Source organism: Paracoccus alcaliphilus, from assembly GCF_028553725.1.
In the GTDB taxonomy this organism is placed as follows: domain Bacteria; phylum Pseudomonadota; class Alphaproteobacteria; order Rhodobacterales; family Rhodobacteraceae; genus Paracoccus; species Paracoccus alcaliphilus.
On sequence record NZ_CP067124.1, the window covers coordinates 730,332 to 751,981 of the forward strand.

Here is a 21,650-nt window from a genome sequence, read left to right on the forward strand (position 1 = left end):
CTTCGTCAGCCCTGCCCGATCAGCAGCATCACCACCGGCAGCGTCACGATGCTGGCCGCGGTCGAGATCAGGATCGCGGTCGAAACCCGCTGCTGGGCCACGTTGAAATACTCGGCCAGTATATAGACATTTCCCGCCACCGGCAGGGCCGCCGCCGCAACCATCACGCCTGCGGCAAAGGGCTGGACGCCAAAGATGAAAAACGCCGCCACCCCCACCGCCAGCGGATGCAGCACCAGCTTGGCAAAACCCAGCCAGGCCGAGGCCGCCAGCCGCTGCGCCTTGCGCCCCGCCAGACTGGCGCCGATGGCGAACAGGGCGCCGGGCGTCGCCGCCGCCCCCAACAGCGCCAGAAACTCGTCCAGTGGTTGCGGCATCGGCAGTCCGGCCCCGCCCCATGCCAGACCCGCCAGCATCGCGACGATCATGGGATTGGCAATGATCCCCCCGAAAACCGGCGCAACACTGGCCAGCCGCAGCCCGCCATTGCGCGAGGCATGGATGATCAGCGTGATCAGCGTGGAAAACACCACCAAATCGATGGTCAGCACCATCAGCACCGGCCCCACGGCACGCTCGCCCAGCACCACCACCAGCATCGGCACCCCCAGAAAGCCGGTATTGCCGATCATGCAGCACTGCGCCTCCATCGCCGCCTCGGGCAGGGCCAGCCCACGCGAACGGGCGGCCGCCATGCCGATCAGCCAGATCAGGACCGAGCCGGACAGATAGGCCAGCACGAAACGCAGATCGAACAGTGCGCCCATGTCCAGCCCGGCGGCAAAACGGAACAGCATCGCCGACAGCGCGAAATAAAAGACGAACCGAGTCAGCCAGTTCGCGGCCTCCTGCGGAAAGAATCGCGTGCGCGCGGCCAGCCAGCCCAGCCCGATCAGGCCGAAAAACGGCAGGGTTTTCAGAAATACCGCCCACATCAGACCACCGCTCCGCGCCCCATCCGTCCCTCAATTCCGCCCGGACCAGACCACCAGCCCCGCCGGGTTGCAAGCGCGAACGCCCCCATCTCTGGTGTTCAAATATCCCCGGGGGTGAGGGCGCCTGCGCCCGAGGGGGCGGAAGGCCCCCTTTCCACGACGAATTCCCGCGCCCCGTCTTCCGTCTCGCGCATGTCGATGAACGCATGCCCGGTCTGGGCGCAGAAATGCGGCACATCGATCACCGCTGCCGGATCGGTGGCGATCAGGCGCAACCGGCTGCCGGGGGCCAGATCCAGCAATGCCTTGCGCAGGCGCAGCACCGGCAGCGGGCACAGCAGACCGCGCGCGTCGATCAGGGCCTCGCGGTCGTTCATGCCGCCCGGCCCAGCTGGCGGCACCACCCGGCCAGCATCTCCGGCGCCAGCCGCTGGCCGATTCCGTCCGCGAACGCCGCGAAGGCCTCGCGCTGCTCGACCGGCACATGCAGCAGCACCGGCACGCCTTCTGCGACGGCATGGGCGATCAGCGTCCGAAAACCCCGGCCCGCGGCCTCCTGGCGGCCGAATTTCGGCAGGATCAGGATCTCGGCCCCCGACAGACGGTTGCCGACCCGGGCGGCGGCCATTTCCAGCGCGCCGGGGTCCAGCCGGCAGCCGCTCGACCCCGAGCCGAGCGATTGCGAAATCCGGATCGGGGTCGCCTCCTCGCCGATGACCAGCATGTCCATGTCGCAGGCGCAATCCGCGCCCAGATCGGTATTCACCTGCACCGCCCCGGCAAGGTGAAAACCCTCATCGCCCAGCTGGCTGACCAGCCGCGCCAGAATCCGGTCGGCCTCGCCCGCCTGCGCATCATCCAGTCCGAACCAACCCAGCATCAGGGCCTCCCTTTGCATCGCCCTCTTTTTCCCCGCCCCGGCCGGGATGGCAATGGTTTTCTGGCCCCGGCAGGAGTAGAGAAAGCGAATGACCGACTATGCCGCACTTGCCGCCCGAATCCGCGCCCTGACCGAAGGCGAGACCGACGAGGTCGCGCTGATGGCAACGCTGGCCTGCGAGATTCACCATGCCGATGCGCGTTTCGACTGGACCGGCTTCTATCGCGTCACCGGGCCCGAGATGCTGAAGATCGGCCCCTATCAGGGCGGTCATGGCTGTCTGGTGATCCCGTTTTCGCGCGGCGTCTGCGGTGCGGCGGCGCGGACGCGGCAGGCGCAGATCGTGGCCGATGTGGATGCGTTTCCCGGCCATATCGCCTGCGCCAGCTCGACCCGGTCCGAGCTTGTGCTGCCGGTGACCGGCGCGGGCGGGCGGCTGATCGGGGTGCTGGATATCGACAGCGACCGGCCCGATGCCTTTACGCAGCAAGACGCGACACAACTGACAAGGATACTGGACGATGTGTTCGGAACGCTCTGACTTTACCGGACAGTGCCTGTGCGGCGCGGTCCGCTTTTCCGGCGCCTTCGCCGATCAGCCATTCCATATGTGCCATTGCGGCCAGTGCCGCCGCTGGTCCGGCCATTACTGGTCGGGATTCGAGGCGGACGGGTTGCGCATCGAAGGCGGCGACGCCCTGCGCTGGTTCCGCTCTTCGCCCGAGGCCGAGCGCGGATTCTGCCAGCACTGCGGATCGTCGCTGTTCTGGCGGCTGGTCGGTGCGGATCGCGTCTCGGTCTCGCCCGGTGCGCTGGAACTGCCGACGGGGCTGCGTCCCGCCGGGCATATCTTCGTGGCCGACAAGGGCGATTACTACGACATCGCCGACGGGCTGCCGCAATATGCGCAGGACAAGACCGAATGATCTGGGAGGTGCTGGCGAATATCCCGCTGCCGCAACTGACCGCCTTCGTCATCGGCGGGCTGGTGCTGAACTTTGCGCCGGGGCAGGACGTGTTCTTTGCCACCGCCTGCGGGATTCAGGGCGGGCCGCGCGCGGGCGCGCTGGCCGGGGTCGGGGTCACGCTGGGGGTGCTGACGCATCTGATGCTGGCGGTGGTGGGGCTGGGCGCGATCATCGCCGCCCATCCCGAGGCCCTGCTGGCGATCAAATATGCCGGTGCCGCCTATCTTCTGTGGCTGGCATGGGCCAGCTGGACGGCCGGGCCGGTCGATCCGTCCGTGCGGGGCAGCGTCCGGCCGTGGAACATCGTCCGGCGCGGTTTTCTGTCCAATCTGCTGAACCCCAAGCCGGTGCTGTTCCTGCTGGCCTTCCTGCCGCAATTCACCAATCCCGCATGGGGTCCGGTCTGGCAGCAGGTGCTGGCGCTTGGCCTGATCTTTGCCACGACCGGCGCGTTGGTGACGATGGGTTACGGCATCGTCGCGGGCTGGGCCGGGCAGATCATCGGGCGGCGTCTGGACATCCTGAACCGCATCGCCGCCGTCATGTATGCGGGGCTGGCCATCCGTCTGGTTACGAAATGAGCGTGTCGGCCTTTGTCTATGCCCCACCGCCCGAGGCGCCGGAAATCATCCATGCCGATCACGAGATTCTGGTGGTCAACAAGCCCTCGGGCCTGCTGTCGGTGCCGGGGCGCGGGCCGGACAAGGCCGATTGCCTGATCGAACGGCTGCGCGGCCCCTTTCCCACCGTGCTGCTGGTGCATCGGCTGGATCTGGACACGTCGGGCGTCATCATCTTCGGCCTGACCCCCCATGCGCAGCGCAGCCTTGCCCGCCAGTTCGAGGAACGCCGCGTCAAGAAGGCCTATATCGCCCGCGTCGCCGGGCGGTTGGAGCCGAAGACCGGGCGCGTCGATCTGCCGCTGATCGTGGACTGGCCGAACCGCCCGCGCCAGAAGGTCGATCACGATCAGGGCCGCGCCGCGCAGACCGACTGGCGGGTGATCCGCGCCAGCGACGTCGAGACGCGGGTGCGGCTGTTCCCGCTGACCGGGCGCAGCCACCAGTTGCGGGTGCATATGGCGGAAACCGGCCATGCCATCCTTGGCGATCCGCTTTATGCCAGCGGTGCGGCGGCGGATCATCCGCGCCTGATGCTGCATGCCGAAAGCCTGCGGGTGAAACATCCCGACAGCGGCGTGCAGATGACGTTCAGGGCGCCGGTCCCCTTCTGAGCCTTATTCCCCCGCCGGATACCAGTTGGCGATCACTACCTGCGTGGCCGGGCTGGCTTCGGCCACCAGCCGGGTGAATTCCGCCAGATCGCTGCCGCGATGGTGATAGGGATAGACGATCTCGGGCTGGAATTCACCCACCGCATCCGCAGCCTGCTGAACCGTCATCGTATAGGGCAGGTTCATCGGCAGGAACGCCGCATGGATGTTTTCCAGCGCCCGCAGTTCCGGCGTATCCTCGGTATCGCCGGCGATCAGAAAGCGTTTGCCGCCGATGGTCAGGACATAGCCGTTGTCGCGGCCCTTGGGGTGATATTGCAGGCGGTCCTCGGTGATGTTGTAGGCCGGGATCGCCTCGATGCGGATGCCCAGCACATCGGCGGCACCGCCATTGTGCATCTGGGTCGCGCGCGACTGCATCTCGGGCGGCAGCTTGATCCAGACGGCGGGGTTGGCGATGATGCGGACGGCGGGCAGGGATTCCAGCGTGGGCAGGTCGAAATGGTCGCCATGCTCATGGGTAATCAGGATCAGTTGCGGCTGCGGCAACCCGGCATAGGCGGGGGCACCGCCCACGGGATCGACAAGGATATTGCCGCCCGGCGTCTCGATCAGCATCGAGGCGTGATCGACGGGATGGATCAGAACCTCTCCGCCATCGACCGTATGGCGATGGGCCGCGGGTCCGGTGGTCGCGGCGACGGTCTGCGCGGCGGCCAGCCGCGGCAGGGCCGTGCCGCCAAGCGCAAGAAACGCGTAGGTCAGTCCGGTGCGACGGGTGATCTGCATGGGAAATCCTCCTGCTGGCAGGTTGTGGCTGTCAGGCCAACGCCAGCAAGGCCGTGCGGTTCCCGGCCGCGGCGTGTCGGGCGCGGGCGCGTCCTGACGCGGATGTGACCCCCGATGTGGCAACGAAGGCGCGGCTATCATGTTAGGGTTACACGACTTTTCGATCCTGTAAGCCAATCAACGAAAGGAATTGCCATGTCCGACATTCTTCCCCGTATCCTGTCGCGTCTTTCCATCGTGGCGGCGACCGGCCTCATGGCCTCGACCACCGTGGCGCAGGATTTCAACGCCGCCCCGCCGAACGGGCAGGGCCAGACCCCGGCATTCGAGGGCCAGACCCGCGCGCCCGTCCTGCCCGACACCGCCCTGACCACCACCCCGGTGGCCGAGGGGCTGGAGCATCCCTGGGGCATGGCCGAACTGCCCGATGGCAGCTGGCTGGTGACCGAACGCCCCGGCCGGATGCGGCTGGTCGGCGCCGATGGCGCGCTGTCCGGCCCGATCGGCGGGCTGCCAGAGGTCGATGCGCGCGGGCAGGGCGGTCTGCTGGATGTGGCCGTGGCGGATGATTTCGCCCAGACCCGGCAATTGTGGTGGAGCTTTGCGGAACCGCGCGAGGGCGGCAAGAACGCCACCGCCGTCGCCACCGGCACGCTGTCCGCCGATGGCGGCACGGTCGAGGGCGCGCGGGTGATCTGGCAGCAGCAGCCCGCATGGGATTCGCAGCAGCATTACGGTTCGCGGCTGGTTTTCGACGGCAATGGCGGGCTCTATGTGACCACCGGCGAACGCTCGGTTCAGGATGCGCGGGGATTGTCGCAGAACGTGACCACCACGCTTGGCAAGGTGGTGCGGATCAATCCCGCTGATGGCAGCCCGATGGGCGATCCCGGCGTGGCCGAGGCCCTGCCCGAGATCTGGTCATGGGGCCATCGCAACATTCAGGGCGCCACGATGGGGCCGGACGGGGCGTTGTGGACCATCGAGCATGGCCCGAAAGGCGGGGACGAGCTGAACCGCCCGCAGGCCGGGCGCAACTATGGCTGGCCGCGCGCGACCTATGGCGTGGAATACAGCGGTCAGCCGGTCGGCGATGGCATTACCCAGTTGGAGGGCACCGAGCAGCCGCTCTATTATTGGGATCCGGTGATCGCGCCGGGGGGGATGACCTTCTATGACGGGCAGATGTTCCCGGATTGGCAGGGTGATCTGCTGATCGGCGGCATGGCCGGGGCGCTGGTGCGTCTGGAGCTGGACGGCACCCGCGTCACCGGCGAGGCGCGGCATCTGCAAGGGATCGGCAGGGTCCGCGATGTGGATCTGGCCAGCGACGGCTCGGTCATGATCCTGACGGATGAGCGGAATGGCGCGATGATCCGGGTCACGCCGGGCCAGCAGTAGCGCGCCAGTAATGGCGCGGCGGGAACCCCGGTGGGGGCCGGGCGGTTGAGATCCGGGCCAAGGCGCGCCACGCAAGCGGGCCTTGCCCCCTCAGCCACCAACGGAGGCCCCGATGACCCGGAATAACGATGCCGATGGCGACAAGGGCGCGCGCCCGATCGTCACCGAAAACCATGAGCCCGGTGAAAAGACCCACCGCAAGGACCGGAAACACGAAGAGGGCGCCGACCCCATCGTCGAGGAAAACGACGAATCGGGCCGCCCCGCGGGCGGCGACTGATCCGGCAGCGGGCGGGGACAGCGCTCAGACGGGTTTGTGCAGATCGTCCTCGGCATCCTCGGGCGAGATGCCCAGGGCGTCCATCCCCGCCTCCAGCAGATCGGCAAGGCGGGGTTCCCCCATCAGGTAATCCTCGGTCGGGATGCGGCGTTCGGCCCGCGCGGTAGCGATGGCTTCCTCCAGTTCGGCGGCCTCGAAACTGTCGCGGCCGATCCACATGACGGCGACCAGACTGGCCTGTTCGTCCTCGTTCAGCATCTCGATGAAATTATGCAGCTCGGTCCGGGTGCCATGCTGGGCGCGGCTGCCCTGATGCGCCCAGGGGTTGACGCCGCTTTCATATTCGCGGGCGCGGATGATGATATGGGCGATCTTGTCAGGGCTGATCTGAAGCATGGCGACCTCCAATGGCTTGTCCGACTGTCGCCCCCGCCCGCCCTGCGGTCAATGGGGCACGCGGTGAGGGGCAATCATCCGCTGCGTCCGAACAGCCTTTCGATATCGCCCAGCCGCAGCTTCACCCATGTCGGGCGGCCGTGGTTGCACTGGCCCGATTTCGGGGTCCGCTCCATCTCGCGCAGCAGGGCGTTCATCTCCTCGGCCCCCATCCGGCGGCCCGAGCGGACCGAGCCGTGGCAGGCCATCGAGGACAGCACCGCGTCGATCCGTGCCCGCAGCCGGTCCGAGCTGCCCTGATCGGCCAGATCATCCAGAATGTCGCGGATCAGCGCGGCGGCGTCCAGCCGGGCCAGCATCGCGGGCGCCTCGCGCACGGCGACGGCACTGCCGCCGAAGGCTTCGATCACCAGCCCCAGCGCGGCCAGCTCGTCGGCGACGGACAGGATGCGCGCGGCGTCGGCTTCCGACAGCTCGACGATCTCGGGGATCAGCAGCGCCTGCGTGGCGATGCCGCTGACCCCGGCCTGCGCCTTCAGCCGTTCATAGACCAGACGTTCATGCGCGGCGTGCTGATCGACGATGACCAGCCCGTCCTCGGTCTGGGCGATGATATAGTTCTCGTGGATCTGCGCGCGGGCGGCACCAAGGGGGGCGTCCTGCGGCGCGGTCTGTTCAGGTTCGATCCGGGCCGAGGGCGACTCGTGGAAGCCGGTTTCCATCTGTGGCATCGGCGCCTGCGCATCCAGCGCGGCGCGGATCGCGCCACCCGACGGATGCCGGGGCCGGTAATCCATCTGATAGGTGCGATGGGTGGGGGCGGCGGGTTCGGGCCGGAACGCCGCCAGCGTGGCCGCGCCCACCGTGGACGAGGCGCGATGCCCGGCCCCCGCCAGCGCGTGGCGCAGGGCGCTGACCACCAGCCCGCGCGCGGCGGTGGGGTCGCGGAAACGCACCTCGGCCTTGGCGGGGTGGACGTTCACATCCACCATCTGCGGATCGCAATTCAGATAGAGCACCGCCGCCGGATGACGCCCCGAGGCCAGCACATCCATATAGCCCGCCCGAAGCGCCCCGGTCAGCAGCTTGTCGCGGACCGGGCGGCCATTCACATAGAGATGCTGCGCCACCGCCGCGCCGCGCGAATAGGTCGGCAGCGCGGCAAAGCCGGTCAGGGCCAGCCCGTCACGCTCGGCATCTATGGCGATGGCATTGTCGATGAAATCGCGGCCCATGACCCGCGACAGGCGGGTGCGGAAGGCGTCGAACAGCTCGCCCTGTTCGGCATCGGCGCGAAAGACCTCTTTGCCATCGACGGTGAGGGTAAAGCCGACCAGAGGTTCGGCCATCGCAAGGCGGCGGGTGACATCGGCGACGGCCTGCGTCTCGGCCCGGTCGCTGCGCAGGAATTTCAGCCTTGCGGGGGTGGCAAAGAACAGGTCGCGCAATTCGACCACGGTGCCGCGATTGGCAGCGGCGGGGCGTGTGGGCGAGGGTTTGCCGCCGATGACCGAGATCAACGCCCCTTCTGCGCCCTCGGTGCGCGAGGTGATGGTCAGCCGCCCGACCGCGCCAAGCGAGGGCAGCGCCTCGCCCCGGAAGCCGAAGCTGCGGATTGCCAGCAGGTCGCTGCCGTCGATCTTGCTGGTGGCGTGTCGTGACAGGGCCAGCGGCAGGTCTTCGGGCAGCATGCCGCAGCCGTCATCGGTGACGCGGATCAGGCTTTTGCCGCCATCGGCGATGGCGATCCCGATCCGGGTCGCCCCGGCGTCCAGCGCGTTCTCGACCAGTTCCTTGACGGCCGAGGCCGGGCGCTCGACCACCTCGCCCGCCGCGATGCGGTTGGCGGTGGATTCGTCCAGTTGCCGGATAATGGGGCGTATATTGGGGGCGTGCTGGTTCATAACCCCAAATGTAGCATGGGGATGCGCCCCTCGCCAGCGATTCGGCTTTCCGGCGATGGCCGGGCGGGGCCGCGATGGCCGGGGGCGCTTCGCCCCCCGGACCCCCCGAAGGTATTTTTCAGGAGTGCGAGGGGCCGGCGCGGCTTCAGTTGAGGGTGGGTTCGGTTTCGGCGGTGTCCGTGGCCTCGATGCCTTCGGGGCGGCCGGTCAGCACGAAGCGCAGCTGATCGGAATGCAGCAGTCGTTGGGCGACGCGCTGGATGTCCTTGGCGGTGACGGCCTCGACCTGATCGTTGCGGGTGTCGGGATAGTCGATGGGGAAGCCCACAAGCTGCATTCCGGCCAGAATGCCGGCGATCTTGCCATTGCCGTCCCAGCGCAGGGGATATTCGCCGGTCAGGTAGGTCTTGGCGTTTTCCAGTTCGGTTTCCGTCACGCCCTCGGCCAGACGGTCCCATTCCTGCCGGATCAGTTCGACCGCCTGACCCGTCGTGGCGTTCGAGCCTGCCATGCCGCCCTGCCATGTCTGGCCCAGCATACCCGTCGCCAGCGAGGTGCCGATGCCATAGGTCAGGCCGCGCTTTTCGCGGATCTCGTCCATCAGGCGCGAACTGAAGCCGCCACCGCCAAGGATGTGGTTGGCGACGAAGGCGGCGAAGTAATCGGGGTCGTCGATGGGCAGGCCGGGACCGGCAAAGGCGACGATGGTTTGCGGGCTGTCCCAGTCGATCACGGTGACGCCGCCGGTCAGCTGCAATTTGGCCTGACCGGGCAGCGGGACCGTGCCCTCGGCTGGCAGATCGCCAAGGATGCGGTCCAGCAGCGCGCCCAGTTCATCGGGCGTGATGTCGCCTGCCGCGCCGATCACCACGCGGTCGCGGGCCAGCACGCTGTCTTTGGCCGCCATCAGGTCGTCGGAGGTCAGCGCCCCCACCGATGCGGCGGTGCCGTTGATCGAGGTCGCATAGGGGTGATCGCCCCATGCCTGACGCGCCATTTCCTTGGCGGTGATGGCCTGCGGATCGGTCGCCTCGGCCCGGATGATCGCCAGCACCTGCGCGCGGACCCTCTCGACCGCGGGTTCATCGAAACGCGGCTGGGTCAGCGCCAGTCCCAGCAGGTCGGCGGTTTCGTCGCGGTTTTCGGTCAGGGCGCGCATGGTGACGGTGAGCGCGTCATCGCCCACATCGAAGGACAGGCGCGCGCCCAGATCCTCGGCCGCCTGGGCGAATTCGGTGGAATCCATGTCGCCCGCGCCTTCTTCCAGCGTGGCGGTCATCAGGTTGATGGCGCCGCGCTTGTCGGGGCTGTCGAGGCTGGCACCGCCGCGGAAATTCAGGCTGAGCGCGACGAAGGGGATCGAGTGATCCTCGACCAGCCAGGCCTTGATGCCGCCGGGCGAGGTGACGTCCTGAATGTCGATGGCGTGGGCCGGGATCGCGACGATGGCGAAGAACAGGGCGAAAACGGCGCGGATCATCCTTGCACCTCGGGGCTTTGGTCATCGGGGGCGTCGGCGGGTGCGGTCATGTCATCGGCGGGCGGAGATGTGGCCTGCCCGCCGTTGCCGGAAGGCGCGTCACTGGCGGGAAACAGCCAGCCGGTGACATGGGCATTGTCGGCCAGCAGGGCGCGGGCGGCGTCCGTTACCTCGTCGGCGGTGACTGCGGCCAGAATGTCGGGCCAGTCGTTCACATCCTCGATGGTCAGCCCGATGGACAGGCCCTGACCGTAATCATAGGCGCGGCCATGGGCGGAATCGCGGGCATAGATCTGCGCCGCGCGGATCCGGGTCTTGATCCGTTCCAGATCGGCATCATCCGGGCCGGTTTCGGCGAAACGCGCCAGAACGGCGTCCAGCTCGGCCTCGGCCTCGGCGGGGTCCATGCCGTCGGCGGGGATCAGCGAGACGCGGAAGCTGGTCGGATCGACCGACAGCCCGTCATAGCCCGCGTTCACCCACAGCGCCTTGCCCGGCAGCGCCAGTTCGCGCCCCAGAACCGAGGTCTGCATCGAGCCGCCCAGCAGTTCCGCCAGCACCGTCAGCGCGGCGGCGGGTTTCTGATCGCCGGCATTGCGTTCGGGCACGATCCAGCTGCGTATCATCGAGGGCTGGGCCACGCGCGGGTCGGTCATCTCCATCCGCCGGGAGGTGCGTTTCTGCGGTTCCTGCGGGCGGATGCGGGGGGTGGCCTCGCCCTTGGCGGGGATCGGGCCGTAATGTTCCTCGGCCAGTTCACGGGCCTGTTCGGGGGTCACGTCGCCGGCCAGGATCAGCACGGCCTCGTGCGGGGAATAATGTTCGTCATACCAGGCGATGGCATCCTCGCGCGTCAGCCCTTCCATTTCGGCGCGCCAGCCGATCACCGGGCGGCCGTATGGGTGGTTATAGAACTGCACCGCATTGCGTTCCTCGGCGAACAGGGCGGCGGGGTTGCTGTCCACCCGCTGTGCCCGTTCCTCCAGCACGACCTGACGTTCGGCCTGCCAGTCATCCTCGCCGATGCGCAGATTTTCCATGCGGTCGGCTTCCATCCCCATGATCAGGGGCAGCCGGTCCGAGGCGATGCGCTGGAAATAGGCGGTATAGTCGTAAGAGGTAAAGGCGTTGTCCATGCCACCATTGGCGGTGACGGTGCGCGAGAACTCTCCCGGTTGCAGCTTGTCGGTGCCCTTGAACATCAGGTGCTCAAGGTAATGCGCAATGCCCGATTTGCCGGGGCGTTCGTCGGCGGATCCGATCCGATACCACAGCATCTGCACCACGACCGGGGCGCGGTGGTCCTGAATGACCACGGTTTCCAGTCCGTTGGGCAGGGTGAAATGGGTGACGCCCTCGGGCATCTCGGCCAAGGCGGGCAGGGGCGGGGACAGCAGGGCGGCCAGCCCGAAAATCAGCGGCAGGGCCGGGTGACGGAACGCGGGCATCAAGACAACCTCCTGTGGCTTGGCCGGAAATCTGACGCGGGGGGCAGGGCTTCGCAACCCGTCTCGCGTGAATGTGTCAGCCGCAGGGTGACAAGCTGTCGGATGGAGCGCGGGCGCAGCCCAGCCCTGCAGGCCCCTCGACGGGGTTTGCAGGGCTTGCCCCCCGCCGGTCCTGCGTTCAGTTTCCGGGTCGCGGCGGCGCGCTTGGCGTCTGGGCGCCCGCCCGCTGCCAGCGATCCTGTTCGGTCTGCGCATCCATCCGCATCGGCTGATAGGTGCGCATATAGACATTGGTGCCGAACAGCCGCTCGAACAGGCGCCGCCCGCTGCGGGAACGGCGATCCGCGTCGGCCTGCGCCAGCTCGGTGCGGATCGCGGGATCGGTGCCGCGCCGTCCGGCATGGGCGACCAGAGGCTGATCGGCGGCCCCGATGCCGCGATCATTCAGCGCCGCCGGATTGCCGCCAAGCGCGCCGACCGCATCGGCCACCGGCGTCGGATCGGTGATGTTGCCGTCGCCCGGCGTCGGTGCGGGCAGAACCGCCAGATCGGGCGGCATGGCTAGCGGGCGCGTCGGCAGGATCGCGAATTCGTCCGGCCCGGCACTGGTCGAGCGCAGGTTCATCAGCCCGCGATCGTCGCTGCAGGCCGTAAGCCCGACCAAGGCCGCCAGTCCGATCGTCACTGCGAAAGCCCGCATCATCTGCCCCTTCAGCTGTCTTTGGCGCCCTGTTTAACCTGCTTTGCCCGCCCCGTCACGGGTCTTGTCGGATGTCGTCCGGCGCGGCTTGCGCGTCGGCGGCTGCTTTGGTTTCTGCGGCAGCAGGATCAGCCCGATGGCGCCGGCGAAGATCGAGATATCGGCCACGTTGAAGCTGTAGGGATTCTGCCAGCCCGGCAGCGACATATTCAGGAAATCCGCGACCGCCCCATACCACAGCCGGTCGATCACATTGCCGATGGCGCCGCCGATCAGCAGCCCGGCGGAAATCCGCGCCAGCAGCCCGCCATTGCTGCGCCAGACCCAGATCCAGATCCACAGGCTGATGGCGATGGCGACCGCCACCAGCACCCAGCGCATTACACTCTGATCCGAGGCGAACAGCCCGAAATTCACCCCCTGATTCCACGCCATGCGCAGGTTCAGCCAGGGCGGCAGCACGTCGATTTCGCGCACCCGGTCCAGTCGCAGCACATGCACGACCCAGTATTTCAGCGCCTGATCGACCAGCAGGATCGCCGCAGCCAGCCACAGGGTCAGGCGCATATCCGCCCGCGCAGGCGGTCTCGGCTTGCGCGGCGCGCGGGGCCGTTTCGGTTTGGGCGCGGGCTCAGGGGCGGGCCGGTCGCCGTCGAGGGGAAGCTCGTGTTGCATCAGTGCCGGAAATGCCGCTGGCCGGTGAACACCATCGCCAGCCCCAGACGGTCGGCCGCCGCGATCACCTCGTCGTCGCGCATCGAGCCGCCGGGCTGGATCACCGCCTTCGCGCCCGCCTCGGCCAGCGCCTCGATGCCGTCGGCAAAGGGGAAGAACGCGTCCGATGCCACCACCGCGCCGATGGTCAGCGGCTGGGCCAGACCCAGCGCCTCGGCCATGTCCTCGGATTTTCGCCGCCCGATGCGGGTGGAATCGACCCGGCTCATCTGGCCCGCGCCCACGCCTACGGTGGCCAGATCACGGGCATAGACGATGGCGTTCGATTTCACATGTTTGGCCACGGTCCATGCAAACAGCATGTCGCGCAGTTCGGCCTCGGATGGCTGGCGCGCGGTCACCACCTTCAGATCGCCGATGCCGACATGGCCATTGTCGCGCCCCTGCACCAGAAACCCGCCCGCGACCTGCCGGAAGCCCAGCCCCGCCGCCTTCGGATCGGGCAAGCCGCCGGTGGTCAGCAGCCGCAGGTTCTTCTTCGCGGCAAAGACGCGCTTCGCATCCTCATCCGCATCCGGGGCGATGACGACTTCGGTAAAGATTTTCGCGATTTCCTCGGCCGTCGCGCCGTCCAGCACCTGATTGAGCGCAATGATCCCGCCAAAGGCCGAGGTCCGGTCGCAGTCAAAGGCCCGCCGATAGGCCTCCAGCGCCGTCGCACCCCGCGCCACACCGCAGGGATTGGCATGTTTGATGATCGCGCAGGCCGGACCATCGGCGGGATCGAACTCCGCCACCAGCTCAAAAGCCGCATCGGTGTCGTTGATATTGTTGTATGACAGTCCCTTGCCCTGCCATTGCCGGGCGGTGGCCACGCCGGGCCGGTCCTCGCCGGTGACATAGAAGGCCGCCGCCTGATGCGGGTTCTCGCCATAGCGCAACCCCTGCGCCAGCGTGCCCGCGAATGCCCGTCTGCGCGGCGCGCCCTCGCCGATGGCCCCGGCCAGCCAGCCCGACACGGCAGCGTCATAGGCGGCGGTGCGCGCATAGGCGATCTGCGCCTGACGCTGCCGGAACGCCAATGTGGTGCGGTCGTCATTGGCGTTCAACTCGGCCAGCAACGCATCATAATCCTGCACATCGACGATCACGGTGACGAAACCGTGATTCTTGGCCGCCGCCCGGATCATCGCCGGGCCGCCGATATCGATATTCTCGATGCAATCGTCATGGGATGCACCCTTCGCCACCGTCTCCTCGAAGGGATAGAGGTTCACCACCAGCAGATCGATCGGCCCGATCCCATGGGCCTCCATCGCCGCCAGATGCTCCTGATTGTCGCGCAGCGCCAGCAGCCCGCCATGCACCGCCGGATGCAGCGTCTTGACGCGCCCGTCCATCATCTCGGGAAAGCCCGTCACATCCGCCACATCCACCACGGTCAGCCCGGCCTCGCGCAGGGCCTTGGCGCTGCCCCCGGTTGACAGGATCTCGATCCCCCGCGCCGACAGGCTGCGGGCGAATTCGATCAGTCCGGTCTTGTCGGAAACTGAGATCAACGCGCGGCGAATGGCAACGGGATGGGTGCCGGTCTGGGACATGGGGCGGGCCTCGTATCTGGATCTGGGCGTGACCTAGCGCGCAAATCCGTCAAGGTCCAGCACCCCCTCTTTGGTGTCCAAATATCCCGGGGGGTCCGGGGGGGCTGGCCCCCCGGGCGTCGCGGGACGCAAATAGGGTGCCGGTCAGCGCCCCTTGCGCAGCCGCGCGATATAGAACCCGTCCATCCCGCCCCGTTCCGGCCAGTAATCCGGGCGCAGCCGCAATCCGCCCCCGGGCGAGACCCAACCCGCCTCGACTCCCTGCAATTCGGCGGTCTCGACCGCCAGTCCCGGATGACGGGCCAGCGCGTCCAGGATCTGTTCCTCGCCTTCGTCCGGCAGCAGCGAACAGGTGGCATAGACCAGCCGCCCGCCCGGTTTCAGCAGCATCAGCGCATGATCCAGCAGCCGCGCCTGCAATGCGATCAACTCGGCAATGCCGCTGCCATCGCGCAGAAAGGGCAGGTCGGGATGGCGCCGGATCGTGCCGGTGGCCGAGCAGGGCGCATCCAGCAGCACTGCATCCGGCGCGCTTTCGGGTTGCCATGCCAGCACGTCCGAGGCGACCAGTTCCGCCTTCAACCCGGTGCGCGCAAGGTTCTCGCGCAGTCGCGCCAGCCGGGACTTGCTGATATCCACCGCCGTCACCTGCGCCCCGGCGGCGGCCAGTTGCAGCGTCTTGCCGCCCGGCGCGGCGCACAGATCCGCGATCCTTTCACCCGGTTGCGGGTCCAGCGCGCGCACGGCCAGCGCGGCGGCGGCGTCCTGAACCCACCATTGCCCATCCTCGAAACCGGGCAGGGCCGAGACCTGACCCTGTGCCGCCAGACGCAGCGACCCGGTGGGCAGGGCCACCGCGCCCTCGATCTGCGGCGCCGCGCCGGGCCTCAGGGTCAGATCCAATGGCGCGCCCGCCTGATGCGCGGCCTCGATCGCCCGCACCGCCGTCTCGCCATAGGCCTGAACCACCGGCCCGCGCAGCCAGTCCGGCAGATGTTGCGGTGGCAGCGCGGCCCAGCCCTCGTATCCGGCCACCTTGCGCAGCACCGCGTTGACCATGCCAGCCGCCGCCTGACCTTTGCGGCCAAGCCCGCGCGTCAGGTTCACCGCCGCATCGACCACCCCATGCGCCGCGCCGCCCAGTTCCAGCATCTCGACCGTGGCCAGCTGCAACACATCCTGCACCGGGGCGGGGGGGCGGCGCGACATGAAGCCTTCCAGCACCGCATCGGCGCGTCCGCGATGGCGCAGGGTGGTCGCCGCCAGCCGCATCGCGCGGGCCTGCACGCTGACCGGCAACCCGCGCAGGGCCGCCGATTGATCGGACAGGCCCTGTCCCTCGCGCAATCCGGCGATCAGCCGCAGCGCGACCTTGCGGGCATCATCTGTTGCAGGCTTTGCCAAAACGCTTTCCTTCGCCTAGATCTTGGGGGCACAATCGACCAACCCTTATGCCGTAATCAGGAATCTTTCCATGACCGATCGCGCAGATCTGCCGCCCGCCGCCCAACGCGCCTTGGCCGAGGCCGAGGAACGCCGCAAGGCCGCCGCCAAGGCCCAGCCGCTGCCCAGGGAATATGGTGGCCGCGACGGGCCGGAACCGGTCCGTTTCGGCGATTACGAAAAGAACGGGATCGCGGTGGATTTCTGAGGATGGACTGGCTGACAGCCCCTGCGGCCCGGCAGGGCCGCGCCATCATGGCCGGACTTCTCGACCCGCTGGACCAGACCGAGGCCTATCTGGCCGCCGCCGCCGCCCATCCCGACGGCGCGCGCATCTATGCCCGGCTGTCCGCTGCCCGCGCCCGGGCCGAGGCCGTGGCGGCCCATGACCGGGTCAAGGCCGATCTGCGCCGCAGCCTGCTGGACGGGGTGGCGATCAGCTGGAAGGACAATATCGACAGCGCCGGGATCGCGACCGAGGCCGGGTCGCGCCTGCTGGAAGGTCGGGTGCCCGCGCGCGATGCGGAATCGCTGGCCCGTGCCACCCGTGCGGGGATGATCTGTCTGGGCAAGACCCATATGACCGAACTGGCCTTTTCCGGTCTGGGGCTGAATCCGCGCACGGCGACGCCGCCCAATGCGCTGGACCCTGCGCTGACGCCGGGGGGGTCGTCCTCGGGGGCGGCGGTGTCGGTGGCGCTGGGGCTGGCGGCGGCGGCGGTGGGGTCGGATACCGGCGGCTCGATCCGGGTGCCCGCGGCGTGGAACGACCTTGCCGGTTTCAAGCCCAGCCACGGCGTCCACCCTGCCGCAGGCGTGGTGCCGCTGTGCCGCCGCTTTGACGTGGTCGGTCCCATTGCCCGCACGGTCGAGGACTGCGCCGAAATCGTCTCGGTCCTGACCGGCCAGCCAGTGGTGGACCTCAAGGGCACCTCGGCCACCGGGCTGCGGGTGATGGTGCTGGAAGGCGTGCCATACGAGGATGCCGAGGAAGGCCCGGTCGCGGCCTTCGACGACGCGCTGAAGCGGCTGGGGCAGGCCGGGGCGGTCATCACCCGCGCCAGCCATGACAGCGTGGCCCGCGCGATGGCGCTGGCGCCGGTGCTGTTCGCGCCCGAGGCCTATGGCATCTGGCGCGCGCAGATCGAGGATGCGCCGGAACTGATGTGGGCCCCGATCCTGGAACGGTTCCGCGGCGGCGCCGAGATCGGCGCGCCCGATTACGTCGCCGGTTGGGAAACGCTGGCGCGGTTGCGGCGCGAATGGTCGGCCAAGACCGCGTTTTTCGATGCCGTGGTCCTGCCCACCGTGCCGATCATGCCGCCCGATGCCGACAGGCTGCTGACCGATCAGGCCGAATTCGTCCGCGCCAATCTGCTGACCCTGCGCAATACCCGCATCGCCAATCTGCTGGACCTGCCCGCGCTGACCCTGCCGACCGGGCATCGGGGCTGCGGATTGATGCTGATGGGCCATTCGGGCGGCGACCGGCACCTGTTGCGGGTGGCCAATGCGGTCGAGGCGGCGCTGGCGGTGGCATGACGGCCATTGTGCCGGGGATTTTCCCGCCTTTCTCTGGACGCAAGCGGTGGATCACGCTAAGGTTTATTGCAAATAACGGGGCAAAGACCCCGAAAGCGAGGCAGAGATGGCATTCCCCGAGCGGTTCTCGAACCTGCCGGAATACGCGTTCCCGCGTCTGCGGGCGCTGTTGACGGGCATAGAGCCTGACCTGAAACCGGGTCAGCAGCCGGTGGTCATGACCATCGGAGAGCCGCGCCATCCCATGCCCCCTTTCGTGGCCGAGGTGATGGCCGAAAATATCGGGGCTTTCGCGAAATATCCGCCGAATGAAGGCTCGCCCGAATTGCTGGGGGCGATTTCGGACTGGCTGGGGCGGCGCTATGGGCTGGATGTCGCGCCGGGCCGGATCATGGCGCTGAACGGCACGCGTGAAGGGCTGTTCAATGCCGGGCTGGCGCTGTGCCCGGAACAGAAGAACGGCCAGCGGCCCGTGGTGCTGGTGCCGAATCCGTTCTATCAGGTCTATGCCGTGGCTGCCGCCGCCGTTCACGCCGAACCGCTGTTCGTGCCCGCCACGCCGGACACCGGCAACCTGCCCGATTACGCCGGACTGCCGCCCGAGATGCTGGACCGGGTGGCGCTGGCCTATCTGTGCTCGCCCGCCAATCCGCAGGGCGCGGTGGCGGATCGCGACTATCTGCAAACGCTGGTCGCGCTGGCCGAACGCCATGATTTCCTGATCCTGGCCGATGAATGCTATTCCGAGATCTGGCGCGATACGCCGCCGCCCGGTGCGCTGGCGGTGGCCACGGAAATGGGCCATCCCGACCGGGTGGTGATGTTCAATTCGCTGTCCAAACGCTCGAACCTGCCGGGGCTTCGCTCGGGATTCGTGGCGGGCGGGGTGGATCAGATCGCACAATTGCGGCGGCTGCGCAGCTATGCCGGGGCGCCGCTGTCGCTGCCCGCGCAGGCCGTCAGTCAGGCCGCATGGCGCGACGAGGCGCATGTCACCGCCAGCCGCGCACTGTATCAGCAGAAATACCAGATCGCCGACCGGGTGCTGGGCAATGTGCCCGGCTATCGCCCGGTACAGGGCGGGTTCTTTCTGTGGCTGCCGGTCGATGATGGCGAGGCGGCGGCCAGAAAACTGTGGGCGCGGGCGGGGATTCAGGTCCTGCCCGGCGCCTATCTGTCGCGAGAGGTGGACGGGTTCAATCCCGGCGCCGGTTTCATCCGTGTGGCGCTGGTCGATGCGCCCGATGCGACCGAGGCCGCGCTGATCCGGCTGCGCGACGTGCTATATGACGACGAAGAAGCGTTCGGGAAAGGGTAACGGCATGGCAAGCTGGCAAGCGAAACAGCGCGATCCGCTTTTCGATCAGAACACGCAGGCGGCGCTGGAACGGCGCGGCAAGGAACTGGCGGGCGCGGGTCTGGTGGTGCTGGCCGTGCTGATCGCCATGCTGCTGTCCAGCTGGTCGCCTGACGATCCCAGTTTCTTCCTGTCGGCGACGGATGAACCGGCGCAGAACCTGCTGGGCGGGATCGGGGCCTCGATCGCTTCGCCGCTGATGATGATCGCGGGCTATGGCGCGTGGATGCTGGTGATCGGTGCCGCCGTCTGGGGCCTGCGGCTGATGCTGCACCGGGGCGAAGAACGGATCATGCGGGCGATGTTCCTGCCGATGGCGGTGGCGCTGGGGTCGGTCTATTGCAGCACGCTGTCGCCGGGGCCGGAATGGCAGCCGACCTATGGTCTGGGCGGGCATTTCGGCGATATGGTGATGGGGCTGATCCTGAACCTGCTGCCGATGAAGGCCTCGCTGGGGATCCGCTTTGCGACGCTGCTGATCGCGGTCGGGCTGGTCGTGTTTCTGGCCTTCGTGCTGGGGTTCGAGCGGGCCGAGTTGCGCGCGCTGTGGCGGCGGTTCCTGATCGGGCTGGTCACGGCCTATGACATGGTGATGCGGCTGCTGGGGCGCAGCGCGCAGCTGTCGGCCAACCTGTCGCAGCGGGTGCGCCAGCGCCGCGAGCGGCCCGCACCCGCCGCGACCGAAGCCCGCCCCGCCCCCCGCATCAGCGGGTTGTTCGCCCGCCGCAACAGCGCCGATCAGCCCGACCTGCTGGAGGATGACCTGCCCGAGCCGGAACTGATCGAGCGTGACGCCGATTACGATGGCGACGCCCCTTCCGCCGCCGAGGTCAGCGGCCGGATCTCTGACGCGATCCGCAGCCGCACCGGCAAGCCTTCGGTTCTGGCCGCCGTCGCCGCAAGGCTCGCGCGTGACAAGGACCGCGCCGCGCTGCCGCCCGACCCTTCGGACGAAGACGACGCGATCCTGCCGGCCACGCCCGAACCCTTTGGCGCCGATACCCAGCGCACCGTCGTGCCGCCACTGCGCAAGCCTTCCGCCGCGCCCTCGCGTCAGGCCCGCGCCGAGGCCGAGCCGCAGATGCGTTTCGACGAATCGGGGGCAAGTTATGAATGCCCGCCGCTGGCGCTGCTGTCGGCGCCCTGCGCCAACACCCAACCGCTGATGTCGCAAGAGGCGCTGACCGAAAACGCCCGCATGCTGGAGGCGGTGCTGGACGATTACGGCGTCAAGGGCCAGATCACCGAGGTCCGCCCCGGCCCCGTGGTCACGCTGTATGAACTGGAACCGGCACCCGGTCTGAAGGCCAGCCGGGTGATCGGGCTGTCGGATGATATCGCGCGGTCGATGTCGGCGCTGTCGGCGCGGGTTTCCACCGTGCCGGGCCGCACCGTGATCGGGATCGAACTGCCCAATGCGCGGCGCGAAAAGGTGGTCCTGCGCGAAATCCTGGCCAGCCGCGCCTTTGGCGACGGCACCCATCCGCTGCCGCTGGCGCTTGGCAAGGATATCGGCGGCGATCCGGTGGTGGCCAACCTTGCCAAGATGCCCCACCTGCTGATCGCGGGGACCACGGGGTCCGGTAAGTCGGTGGCGATCAACACCATGATCCTGTCGCTGCTGTACAAGCTGACGCCGGATGAATGCCGGCTGATCATGATCGACCCGAAGATGCTGGAACTCAGCGTCTATGACGGCATCCCGCATCTGCTGTCGCCCGTCGTCACCGACCCGAAAAAGGCCGTGGTCGCGCTGAAATGGGTCGTGGGCGAGATGGAGGACCGTTACCGCAAGATGTCCAAGATGGGCGTGCGCAACATCGAGGGCTATAACGGCCGCGTCCGCGAGGCGCTGTCCAAGGGCGAGATGTTCAAGCGCACCGTCCAGACCGGCTTTGACGAGGATACCGGAGAACCGATCTTCGAGACCGAGGAATTCCAGCCCGAAACCTTCCCCTATATCGTCGTGATCGTCGATGAGATGGCTGACCTGATGATGGTCGCGGGCAAAGAGATCGAGGCCTGCATCCAGCGACTGGCGCAGATGGCGCGGGCCTCGGGCATCCACCTGATCATGGCGACGCAGCGCCCGTCGGTCGATGTCATCACCGGCACGATCAAGGCGAACTTCCCCACCCGGATTTCCTTCCAGGTGACCTCGAAGATCGACAGCCGCACCATTCTGGGTGAACAGGGGGCTGAACAACTGCTGGGCCAGGGTGACATGCTTTACATGGGCAACGGCGCGCGCATCACCCGGATTCACGGCCCGTTCGTGTCCGACGAAGAGGTCGAAGAGGTCGTGAACCACCTGAAATCCTTCGGCCCGCCCTCTTACAAGGCCGGTGTCGTGGAAGGCCCCGACGATGAGAAGGCCGACAATATCGACGCGGTTCTGGGTCTTGGCGGCGGCGACAATGGCGACGACGCGCTGTATGATCAGGCGGTGATGATCGCGGCGCGGGACCGCAAATGCTCGACCTCCTATATCCAGCGCAAGCTGGCCATCGGCTATAACAAGGCCGCGCGGCTGGTTGAACAGATGGAGGAACAGGGCGTGGTTTCGCCTGCCAACCATGTCGGCAAGCGCGAGGTGCTGGTGCCCGAAGTGTGACGC

At 67.8% G+C, this 21,650-nt stretch carries 22 protein-coding genes; 10 read left to right on the forward strand and 12 right to left on the reverse strand.

What is annotated here, in order from left to right; translation table 11 throughout:
• Positions 1-5: 5 nt before the first annotated feature.
• The 3 genes from JHW40_RS03885 to JHW40_RS03895 all read right to left on the reverse strand — a co-directional run bounded on the left by JHW40_RS03885 (position 6) and on the right by JHW40_RS03895 (position 1,815).
• Entirely contained in the window at positions 6-935 is a 930-nt protein-coding gene (locus tag JHW40_RS03885; protein WP_090611109.1) for an AEC family transporter, read from the reverse strand.
• 98 nt (positions 936-1,033) lie between these two features.
• The gene (locus tag JHW40_RS03890) at positions 1,034-1,312 is read right to left on the reverse strand and encodes a sulfurtransferase TusA family protein (protein WP_090611108.1); all 279 of its coding nucleotides are present in this window, start codon (positions 1,310-1,312) and stop codon (positions 1,034-1,036) included.
• The gene (locus JHW40_RS03895) at positions 1,309-1,815 is read right to left on the reverse strand and encodes a DUF2478 domain-containing protein (protein WP_170851765.1); all 507 of its coding nucleotides are present in this window, start codon (positions 1,813-1,815) and stop codon (positions 1,309-1,311) included. The genes JHW40_RS03890 and JHW40_RS03895 overlap by 4 nt, the downstream gene beginning before the upstream one ends.
• Positions 1,816-1,903: 88 nt before the next feature.
• Between JHW40_RS03895 and JHW40_RS03900 the strand changes: the two genes are divergently transcribed.
• From JHW40_RS03900 to JHW40_RS03915, 4 genes are read left to right on the forward strand one after another with little or no spacing between them, the layout of a single operon-like run.
• Positions 1,904-2,356 carry a GAF domain-containing protein gene (locus JHW40_RS03900; protein WP_090611106.1) on the forward strand — a complete coding sequence of 151 codons (453 nt, stop codon included), beginning with the start codon at positions 1,904-1,906 and terminating at the stop codon, positions 2,354-2,356.
• The gene (locus tag JHW40_RS03905) at positions 2,337-2,741 is read left to right on the forward strand and encodes a GFA family protein (RefSeq protein ID WP_090611105.1); all 405 of its coding nucleotides are present in this window, start codon (positions 2,337-2,339) and stop codon (positions 2,739-2,741) included. Before JHW40_RS03900 ends, JHW40_RS03905 begins: the two co-directional genes overlap by 20 nt.
• Positions 2,738-3,364, forward strand: a complete 627-nt coding sequence (locus JHW40_RS03910) for a LysE family translocator (RefSeq protein ID WP_090611104.1) — start codon at positions 2,738-2,740, stop codon at positions 3,362-3,364. Before JHW40_RS03905 ends, JHW40_RS03910 begins: the two co-directional genes overlap by 4 nt.
• Positions 3,361-4,017 carry a pseudouridine synthase gene (locus tag JHW40_RS03915; protein WP_090611103.1) on the forward strand — a complete coding sequence of 219 codons (657 nt, stop codon included), beginning with the start codon at positions 3,361-3,363 and terminating at the stop codon, positions 4,015-4,017. The genes JHW40_RS03910 and JHW40_RS03915 overlap by 4 nt, the downstream gene beginning before the upstream one ends.
• 3 nt (positions 4,018-4,020) lie before the next feature.
• Here JHW40_RS03915 and JHW40_RS03920 read toward each other — a convergent pair whose 3' ends face one another.
• A complete protein-coding gene (locus JHW40_RS03920; RefSeq protein ID WP_090611102.1) occupies positions 4,021-4,806 on the reverse strand; it encodes an MBL fold metallo-hydrolase in 786 nt (261 codons plus the stop codon).
• Positions 4,807-5,001: 195 nt separating this feature from the next.
• On the opposite strand from JHW40_RS03920, the gene JHW40_RS03925 reads away from it, so the two are divergent.
• Positions 5,002-6,207 (forward strand): PQQ-dependent sugar dehydrogenase, encoded by a 1,206-nt coding sequence (locus tag JHW40_RS03925; RefSeq protein WP_090611101.1) that lies wholly within the window; start codon positions 5,002-5,004, stop codon positions 6,205-6,207.
• Positions 6,208-6,319: 112 nt separating this feature from the next.
• Positions 6,320-6,487 (forward strand): hypothetical protein, encoded by a 168-nt coding sequence (locus JHW40_RS03930; RefSeq protein WP_170851764.1) that lies wholly within the window; start codon positions 6,320-6,322, stop codon positions 6,485-6,487.
• A gap of 24 nt (positions 6,488-6,511) precedes the next feature.
• Here JHW40_RS03930 and JHW40_RS03935 read toward each other — a convergent pair whose 3' ends face one another.
• The 8 genes from JHW40_RS03935 to JHW40_RS03970 form a co-directional block, all read right to left on the reverse strand.
• Positions 6,512-6,883, reverse strand: a complete 372-nt coding sequence (locus JHW40_RS03935) for a DUF3775 domain-containing protein (protein ID WP_090611202.1) — start codon at positions 6,881-6,883, stop codon at positions 6,512-6,514.
• A gap of 74 nt (positions 6,884-6,957) precedes the next feature.
• Complete coding sequence (gene mutL / locus JHW40_RS03940; RefSeq protein WP_090611100.1) at positions 6,958-8,787, reverse strand: DNA mismatch repair endonuclease MutL; 1,830 nt, start codon at positions 8,785-8,787, stop codon at positions 6,958-6,960.
• Positions 8,788-8,932: 145 nt separating this feature from the next.
• Positions 8,933-10,267, reverse strand: a complete 1,335-nt coding sequence (locus JHW40_RS03945) for a M16 family metallopeptidase (protein ID WP_090611099.1) — start codon at positions 10,265-10,267, stop codon at positions 8,933-8,935.
• Positions 10,264-11,715 carry a M16 family metallopeptidase gene (locus JHW40_RS03950; RefSeq protein ID WP_090611098.1) on the reverse strand — a complete coding sequence of 484 codons (1,452 nt, stop codon included), beginning with the start codon at positions 11,713-11,715 and terminating at the stop codon, positions 10,264-10,266. Before JHW40_RS03950 ends, JHW40_RS03945 begins: the two co-directional genes overlap by 4 nt.
• Positions 11,716-11,893: 178 nt before the next feature.
• Positions 11,894-12,415, reverse strand: coding sequence for a DUF3035 domain-containing protein (locus JHW40_RS03955; protein WP_090611201.1), 522 nt, complete (start codon positions 12,413-12,415; stop codon positions 11,894-11,896).
• Between the two features lie 33 nt (positions 12,416-12,448).
• The gene (gene lspA, locus JHW40_RS03960) at positions 12,449-12,982 is read right to left on the reverse strand and encodes a signal peptidase II (protein ID WP_090611097.1); all 534 of its coding nucleotides are present in this window, start codon (positions 12,980-12,982) and stop codon (positions 12,449-12,451) included.
• 107 nt (positions 12,983-13,089) lie between these two features.
• Entirely contained in the window at positions 13,090-14,691 is a 1,602-nt protein-coding gene (gene purH / locus JHW40_RS03965) for a bifunctional phosphoribosylaminoimidazolecarboxamide formyltransferase/IMP cyclohydrolase (protein ID WP_090611096.1), read from the reverse strand.
• Between the two features lie 144 nt (positions 14,692-14,835).
• Entirely contained in the window at positions 14,836-16,095 is a 1,260-nt protein-coding gene (locus JHW40_RS03970; RefSeq protein WP_090611095.1) for an RsmB/NOP family class I SAM-dependent RNA methyltransferase, read from the reverse strand.
• A gap of 70 nt (positions 16,096-16,165) precedes the next feature.
• On the opposite strand from JHW40_RS03970, the gene JHW40_RS03975 reads away from it, so the two are divergent.
• The 4 genes from JHW40_RS03975 (at position 16,166) to JHW40_RS03990 (ending at position 21,647) form a co-directional block, all read left to right on the forward strand.
• The gene (locus JHW40_RS03975; RefSeq protein WP_090611094.1) at positions 16,166-16,342 is read left to right on the forward strand and encodes a DUF1674 domain-containing protein; all 177 of its coding nucleotides are present in this window, start codon (positions 16,166-16,168) and stop codon (positions 16,340-16,342) included.
• A gap of 2 nt (positions 16,343-16,344) precedes the next feature.
• Positions 16,345-17,676: an amidase gene (locus tag JHW40_RS03980; protein WP_090611093.1), complete on the forward strand. Its 1,332-nt coding sequence runs from the start codon at positions 16,345-16,347 to the stop codon at positions 17,674-17,676.
• A gap of 106 nt (positions 17,677-17,782) precedes the next feature.
• Positions 17,783-18,994 (forward strand): aminotransferase class I/II-fold pyridoxal phosphate-dependent enzyme, encoded by a 1,212-nt coding sequence (locus JHW40_RS03985; protein ID WP_090611092.1) that lies wholly within the window; start codon positions 17,783-17,785, stop codon positions 18,992-18,994.
• A gap of 4 nt (positions 18,995-18,998) precedes the next feature.
• The gene (locus JHW40_RS03990; RefSeq protein ID WP_090611091.1) at positions 18,999-21,647 is read left to right on the forward strand and encodes a DNA translocase FtsK; all 2,649 of its coding nucleotides are present in this window, start codon (positions 18,999-19,001) and stop codon (positions 21,645-21,647) included.
• The last annotated feature ends 3 nt before the right edge of the window (positions 21,648-21,650 follow it).